Origin of the sequence: Niastella sp. (assembly GCF_045805085.1) — a bacterium.
In the GTDB taxonomy this organism is placed as follows: Bacteria; Bacteroidota; Bacteroidia; order Chitinophagales; family Chitinophagaceae; genus Niastella.
Genome location: NZ_JBJMLX010000364.1, coordinates 1 through 7657 on the forward strand (window position 1 = coordinate 1; position 7657 = coordinate 7657).

6 protein-coding genes are annotated in these 7657 nt (G+C 45.4%); 3 read left to right on the forward strand and 3 right to left on the reverse strand.

The window, feature by feature from the left end; all coding sequences use genetic code 11:
• Positions 1 to 1771, forward strand: a 1771-nt coding sequence (locus ACJ751_RS18845) for a beta-N-acetylhexosaminidase (protein ID WP_407747068.1), incomplete at its 5' end; no start/stop codon positions are given.
• 1037 nt (positions 1772 to 2808) lie between these two features.
• Here ACJ751_RS18845 and ACJ751_RS18850 read toward each other — a convergent pair.
• The gene (locus ACJ751_RS18850) at positions 2809 to 4044 is read right to left on the reverse strand and encodes an isocitrate dehydrogenase (NADP(+)) (protein ID WP_407747069.1); all 1236 of its coding nucleotides are present in this window, start codon (positions 4042 to 4044) and stop codon (positions 2809 to 2811) included.
• 194 nt (positions 4045 to 4238) lie between these two features.
• Between ACJ751_RS18850 and ACJ751_RS18855 the strand changes: the two genes are divergently transcribed.
• The gene (locus tag ACJ751_RS18855; protein ID WP_407747070.1) at positions 4239 to 4838 is read left to right on the forward strand and encodes a Crp/Fnr family transcriptional regulator; all 600 of its coding nucleotides are present in this window, start codon (positions 4239 to 4241) and stop codon (positions 4836 to 4838) included.
• A 9-nt stretch (positions 4839 to 4847) separates the two neighbouring features.
• Positions 4848 to 5459, forward strand: a complete 612-nt coding sequence (locus ACJ751_RS18860) for a Crp/Fnr family transcriptional regulator (protein WP_407747071.1) — start codon at positions 4848 to 4850, stop codon at positions 5457 to 5459.
• Positions 5460 to 5532: 73 nt separating this feature from the next.
• Here the strand turns inward: ACJ751_RS18860 and ACJ751_RS18865 are convergent, their stop codons facing one another.
• Both ACJ751_RS18865 and ACJ751_RS18870 read right to left on the reverse strand, forming a co-directional pair.
• Positions 5533 to 7416 carry an Nramp family divalent metal transporter gene (locus tag ACJ751_RS18865; protein ID WP_407747072.1) on the reverse strand — a complete coding sequence of 628 codons (1884 nt, stop codon included), beginning with the start codon at positions 7414 to 7416 and terminating at the stop codon, positions 5533 to 5535.
• Positions 7406 to 7657 (reverse strand): FeoA family protein (locus ACJ751_RS18870; RefSeq protein ID WP_407747073.1); only part of this gene is annotated, 252 nt, incomplete at its 5' end. The genes ACJ751_RS18865 and ACJ751_RS18870, both read right to left, overlap by 11 nt.

The window sequence follows — 7657 nt, forward strand, 5'->3', positions numbered from 1 at the left end:
AACCAAAATAGTGGCCGATGCTAAAAATACCGATGTGCAACGCGTTGCCGGTTATTTTACCAGCCAGGTAAAAAAGGCCACCGGTTTTACCCTGGCGCCGGCAGCGCCGGCGGTTAAAACCAATGTAATCAGTTTTATCCTGAACCGTAATGCCGATAAAAACCTAGGAAAAGAAGGCTATACGATTGATGTGTCTGCTGCCGGGGTGCGGGTTTCTGCCAACGACCCTGCCGGCTTGTTTTATGCGGTGCAAACTTTGGTCCAACTACTTCCCAAAGAAATAGAAAGCAAGTCGGTGGTAAAGAAAACCGCCTGGGTTATTCCCGGCGTGCATATTACCGATTACCCACGTTTTGCCTGGCGGGGTCTGATGTTTGATGTGGCGCGTCACTTCTTTACCAAAGAACAGGTAAAAGAGTACATCGACGAAATGGTGAAGTATAAATATAATTTACTGCACTTACACCTCACCGATGACCAGGGCTGGCGTATTGAAATAAAATCGCTGCCTAAATTAACCGAAGTAGGCGCCTGGCGGGTAGATAGAACCGGTACATTCGGCACCCTAACGCCGCCGGCAGAAAATGAACCCCGTACCTATGGCGGTTTTTATACGCAGGATGATATGAAGGAGCTGATAAAATATGCGGCTGACCGCTTTGTGAATATTCTCCCCGAAATAGATGTGCCCGGTCACAGCATGGCTGCAGTAGCCAGCTATCCTGAATTGTCGTGCACACCCGGTAATTACCATGTTAGTGCAGGCGAAAAATTCATGCAATGGACCGATACCGGGTTTTATGCGCTGGTTGATAATACCCTATGTCCCGCCAATGATAAAGTATATGATGTGCTGGATAAAGTGTTCACCGAAATAGCGCAGCTGTTCCCCTTTGAATACATTCATATGGGCGGTGATGAGTGCGCAAAGAATTTCTGGGAGAAAAGCGATGCTATAAAGCAGTTGATGCAAAAGGAAGGGTTAAAGGATATGCATGAAGTGCAAAGCTTTTTTGTAAAGAAAGTGGAGAAGATCATTGAAGCGAAAGGAAAGAAACTGATTGGCTGGGATGAGATCCTGGAAGGCGGCCTGGCGCCCAATGCAGCGGTTATGAGCTGGCGTGGTTCAAAGGGTGGGGCAGAAGCGGCTAAAATGCAGCATGATGTAGTGATGAGCCCTAATAATAATGTATACATTGACCTGATGCAGGGTGATGGCGCTATTGAGCCCCCGGTTTATAAAACGGTACGGTTAAAAAGCAGCTACCAGTTTGAACCGGTTCCCGAAGGTGTGGATCCTAAATATATCAAGGGCGGACAAGCCAACCTGTGGACAGAACAAATATATAATATGCGTCATGCGGAGTATATGACCTGGCCGCGCGCTTTTGCGGTGGCTGAATGTGTTTGGTCGCCTGCTGACAAAAAGAACTGGAACGACTTTATACGCCGGGTGGAAGACCACTTCGCGCGTTTTGATGTAGCCGAGGTCAAGTATGCGCCCAGCATGTATGATCCTATTTTTGATGTGAACAAAGAGGGGGATCTGCTGAAGGTAGATCTGAGCACTGAAATAGAAGGGCTGGATATTTATTACAGTTTTGATAATTCATTCCCCGATCGTTTTTATCCCAAATACACGCAGCCGGTGCTGGTGCCCAAAGATGCAAGTACCATGCGGGTGATTACGTACAGGCGCAAAGAACCTATTGGCCGTATGATAACAATGCCGGTGGCTACTTTGAAAGCAAGAGCTGATAAGAAAAAGTAATATGAAATTGCGCTTAAGAAAAAGGCCTTCCCGATGCATCGGCAAGGCCTTTTTCTATTAAAATAAAATAGGAACGCCGGCCGTACTTTGTTTAATCCTTCACGTGTACATAGGCGTTCCCCTGGCAAGAAAATTTTTATAGCGGGATCGTATTTTTCACATTCTGTCTTTAACGTTCGGGCTTTTAAAACTAATGGCAAAATATTTTTTACTGTAATATTTAAGCCCGTGTTCCTGATGCTATTTTACATTGGCATACAAGCTGTAACTTATGAAAAAATCACACCGCTTCTCCTGCATGCTTCAATGTTTTCACATACATTATTGAATCTTTAACACTCTTACTAAACTGAGGGCGCAACGGATTTATTGCGTGGCCTGTCAATTAAAAAGATCATCGACCCTGTATAACAAGGTGATGATTAACCGCTAAGCAAGTAAAGTGGTTTCTGCATCTTTTCTGTACATAGTTTAGGTTTAATCAATCATTACTGGTCTTCTCCCATTTCCAGCCAGGGAGAAGACCTTTATGGTTTTGTTAACAGTAATTCTACGGTAATAGGGGGTGTCGGGCATAATTTAGGTAGTGAAGTCGTGAAACGTGAAATGGAATTTTCCAACTGTTGGCTTGCTCGCGATTGTGCAAAATGTGGAATCCGGCAGAATAGCGAACCGAACGTTGAAGAGTGCGACGCAAGGATAGTTGAACAGGGAGGCTGACGTTGGCTACAAAATCTCAGACCGACTTCGCTCAGGGCCCTGAAACCGGAAAACGGATAACTAACGAACTAATAAACCAATAAACTAATAAACTCCTCTCCGCCAGCTTGCGGACGGAGGGTAAAAGATAAGTTAAGGGGTATTATCATCACAAAAGGTCTTCCCGTCTGTTCGGGAGGGCCTTCTTTTTGGGAGAAATAAAAAAATCCCCAAAAACTTTGAAAAATTTTTTGAGGAGCAAATAAAAAAGCGCTCCGCTTAAAACGGAACGCTTTTTTTTTATATATAACCTGTTTATTTCGTTGATCTGATGTGTATTACAGACCCATTTTCTTCTTCAGGTTGGTATCGATAGCATCCAGGAACTCTTCCGTATACAGGAAATCTTTTCCATGTTCTACCTTATTTCCATGAATACAAACGGCCAGGTCTTTAGTCATTTTACCACTTTCAACTGTTTCTATACAAGTAGACTCTAATGTGTTGCAGAAGTCGATAAGAGCCTGGTTGCCGTCCAGTTTACCGCGGAAGGCCAAACCTCTTGTCCATGCAAAGATAGATGCGATGGGGTTGGTGCTGGTTGGTTTACCTTTCTGGTGGTCGCGATAGTGGCGTGTTACAGTGCCATGGGCAGCTTCAGCTTCCATGGTTTTGCCGTCGGGGGTAATTAACACAGACGTCATTAAGCCCAGAGAACCAAAACCTTGCGCAACTGTGTCGCTTTGAACGTCGCCATCGTAGTTTTTGCAGGCCCAAACAAAATTGCCGTTCCATTTCAGGGCGCTTGCAACCATGTCATCGATCAGGCGGTGCTCATACACGATACCGGCAGCGTCGAAGGCTTGTTTGAACTCGTTGTTAAAGATCTCTTCAAAAATATCTTTGAAACGGCCGTCGTATTTTTTGAGGATGGTATTTTTAGTACTCAGGTACAAAGGCCATTTTTTTGCGAGGGCCATATTAAAGCAGCTACGGGCAAAACCCTTAATGCTTTCGTCGGTATTGTACATGGTCATGGCAACGCCATCACCTTTAAAATTGAATACTTCAAAAGTTTGTGGTTCGCCACCGCCTTCGGGCGTAAAGGTCATGGTGAGTTTGCCTTTTCCTTTGATTACAGTATCGGTAGCGCGGTATTGATCGCCAAAAGCGTGACGGCCAACGATGATGGGGGCAGTCCAGTTGGTTACCAGGCGGGGGATATTGTTGATTACGATGGGCTCACGGAAAACTGTACCGTCCAGGATGTTACGGATGGTACCATTGGGGCTCTTCCACATTTGTTTCAGGGAGAACTCTTTAACGCGGGCCTCGTCGGGGGTAATAGTAGCACATTTGATCCCTACGCCATACTGTTTGATAGCATTGGCGGCATCAATAGTAACCTGGTCGCTGGTTTTGTCGCGGTATTCAACACCCAGGTCGAAGTATTTAATATCGACATTAACGTAGGGAAGGATGAGTTTGTCCTTGATGAACTTCCAGATAATGCGTGTCATTTCATCGCCATCCAGTTCTACAACAGGATTCTGTACATTGATTTTTTGTGCCATAGATGCTTTTTTTTTGCCTTCAAATAAGGGTGCAAACCTACAGCAGAATGGCCAAATGCGCAAAAGGCTTTTTAGCTCCCAAACAGCGTACAGGAATGATGTTTTTTCCATTGCCAGGTACATAGTTGTACTTATAAAAATGAGGCTCCCGGTTAAACCAAACTAATAATTGTTGATAAATTCTAACTTGCAGTATGGTTGCTATATTACAAAAGTATATAGACCAGTTTATCGATCTTCCGGCAGAAGAACTGGAGGCTCTTATCAATTCGATTGAAGTAAGACAGGTTGATAAAAAAGTTCGGCTAACTGACATTGGGGAATCTGAGAAGTATTTATACTTCGTGATAAAAGGGTTAGCCCGAAAATTTTTTCTAAAAGGCAAAGAAGAGATAATAACCCAGATAGCGAAAGAAGGAGAGCTGATCTCTTCTTCCGTATCGTATTTTTCCGGAATGCCGTCTACCTACGTAATTGAGACCATTGAGCCTACCACTTTTTACTCCCTGGCCCACGACAGAGCTGAACAGTTATACAGCCGCTACCCTAAATTGGAACGTTTAAGTCGCCTGATCATTACCGAATTGTTTTTACAGAAAGAGGTATGGGAACTGGAACGCATCAGGTATAATACAAAAGAGCGATTTTTGCGCTTTATGAACGATAACCCGGAATTGTTTCAACGGGTGCCGCAAAAGTACCTGGCATCTTACCTGAACATAAAACCGGAAACGTTCAGCCGGCTTAAGCATTTGTTGAGAAGTAAAAAATCAGATGCTCCTTATCTTAAATGATGAATTGTTATGGGGGACAAAAACATTGTTGCCCGGGAATGTTACGAACAACTCCTGGGATACCTGAAGCGGTTTTCAAGTGTGAGCCGCGAGGGGATGGAACAATTGATACCTTATCTGGAAATCCGCCAATTTGATAAAAAAAAGAAACTGGTAAACCAAGGCGAAATGGAGGACTACCTGAGTGTGGTAATAAAAGGCCTCGTTCGTAAATATGTAGCTTCTTCCATCAGGGGTGAAGTAACCCTGCAACTGGCCACCGAAGGGCATTTTATTCAATCTGAGATCTCTTTCCACCACCGGGTACCGTCAGAAGTGGTTATTCAAACGCTGGAGCCTACCGTATTAGTGTCCATCCGCCACGATCACATGAACGAGGCTATGAATAAATTTCCTGAAGCGGAAAAGCTGGGCCGCATCATCATTATGGAAATGTTCACTAAAAAAGACGCCCGCTATTTCGATCAGTTAAACACCTCCACCCGCGAACGCTTTATAGAATACATGAACAATCACCCGCATATGTTGCAACGGGTTCCGCAGAAAGTTTTAGCCTCTTACCTTAGTATTAAACCGGAGACTTTTAGTAGGTTGAAGCATCTGTTGCTTCAGAAGAAATAGTTTATGGTTTTAAGTTCAAAGTTCAAGGGCGCCTTTAAAACTTTCAACTTTAAACGTTGAACTTTCAACTGTCTTATAAATTAACCACGAGAATAGGGATCTTCAACTCATGCCTCACGGAATTGATCGTTTCCCCGTACAACCAATCCTGTAACCCGCTGTGTCTGTGCGCACCAATCACTAACATATCGGCCTGGGCTTCGTTTATGATGCGAATAATTTCGCCGGCCCGGTTGCGAAAACCTAAATGACTGGTGGCAGTAAGGCCCTGTTCGTGTAATTGTTGTACATACAATTGTAAACGGGCCAGGTCATTTTGCGTTTCATAATCGTTGCTGTCCTTCCCCAGCAAACGTGCCGAGGCGCTTTCCACCACATGAATCAACAGGTATTCTGCATTACCCTGACCCTGCCCAATGGCATGCGACAGCAACGTATTGTCGTGCTCACCAAAATCCAATGCCACCGCAATCTTTTTGTAACTGGGAATAGCGAGTTGTTGTAACCCTTCTATATGCGGGTGCATGGTAATAGATGTTTCCTTTGGTCTTTTACTGATAAGCGGATGGAAAATAATGTAAACCAGCAACACGATAAATGCCGCTCCACCGGCAATGATCAATATTTTCCAGGCAATATTACCTGAGTTGGCAAATACATCACCTGCTTCGTTGAGCACCATGCGGATGTTCAGGTATACGAGGATGGCGGTCACTACCCAGGCAACAAACTGCACATACCGTTTGATGGCAAACTCACCCATTGTTTTTTTATCGCTTACAAAATGGATCAGCGGAATGATGGCAAAGCCCAATTGCATACTTAGGATAACCTGGCTTAAAACCAGCAGGCTGTCAACCTGATGTTCACCCGCAATGGCAATTACCAATATAGCAGGAATGATTGCTAATAACCGGGTGAGCAGGCGGCGCATCCAGGGATTGATGCGCAGGCGCAGGTAGCCTTCCATTACTATTTGTCCGGCCAGCGTGCCCGTAACTGTAGAGCTTTGTCCGGCAGCGATAAGCGCCAGCGCAAATAATATGGGTGCAAATTTGTTACCCAACAGGCGGTCAAGCAAACGGTGCGCGTCTTTTATTTCAGCCACATGGGTCAACCCGCTTTCAAAAAATACCTTGGCGGCCAGGATCAAAATGGCTGCATTCACCAGGAAGGCGAGGTTCAGGGCTATGGTTGAATCAATGAAGTTGAACTTTAATGCCTGCTTTATGCCTTCCCTTGTTCTGCTGATCTTACGGGTTTGCACCAGGGCGGAGTGCAGGTATAAGTTATGCGGCATAACCGTGGCCCCAATGATCCCAATGGCAATATACAGGGCATTGGCGTTGGGGAAACGCGGAATGAAACCCGTTGCCACTGCAGCCGGTGATGGACTGGCAATAATGATCTCGGCAAGGAATGATAACCCAATGATGGCGATAAGCCCAATGATAAAGGCTTCCATTTTACGGATGCCCAGTTGTTGTAATAATAGCAACAGAATAGTATCGAGCACAGTGATAGCCACCCCCCAGATCAAAGGCAGGCCGGTGAGCAATTGAATACCAATGGCCATCCCCAGCACTTCGGCCAGGTCGCAGGCGGCAATGGCAATTTCTGCCAGCACATACAGCATAAGGTTTACGGGGCGGGCGTACGCTTCGCGGTTAGCCTGCGCCAGATCGCGCCCCCGTACAATACCCAGGCGGGCGGAAAGCCCTTGCAACAGTAACGCCATCAGGTTACTCATCAACAACACCCATAAAAGCGAGTAGCCGAACTGGCTGCCACCGGCCAGGTCGGTAGCCCAGTTGCCTGGGTCCATATAGCCTACACTAACGAGATAAGCGGGGCCGAAAAATGCAAAAGCCCTTTTCCAGCCAATTTTTTTCCGGGATACATCAACGCTTTCGTGTACATCACTTAACGAGGCTTCCCCCTTTATTCTATTCATCATATTTCACAAATACGTTTTTTGCTACGTGTTCACTAATGGTTACGGATTGATTTTTGATCTTTATTTCAAGTGAATTATCAAAGGCAAACTTTTTCTTTACTTCCAGCCTGGTGCCCATGGCTATGTGTTTATGGTTTAACAGCTCCAGCATTTCGGCACTCTGATCGCCAATGCTGCTTACTTCCGCCACCTGGTTAACGGGCAGGTTCAGCAAATCAACCTGATGGGTGAGTGTCCAGCG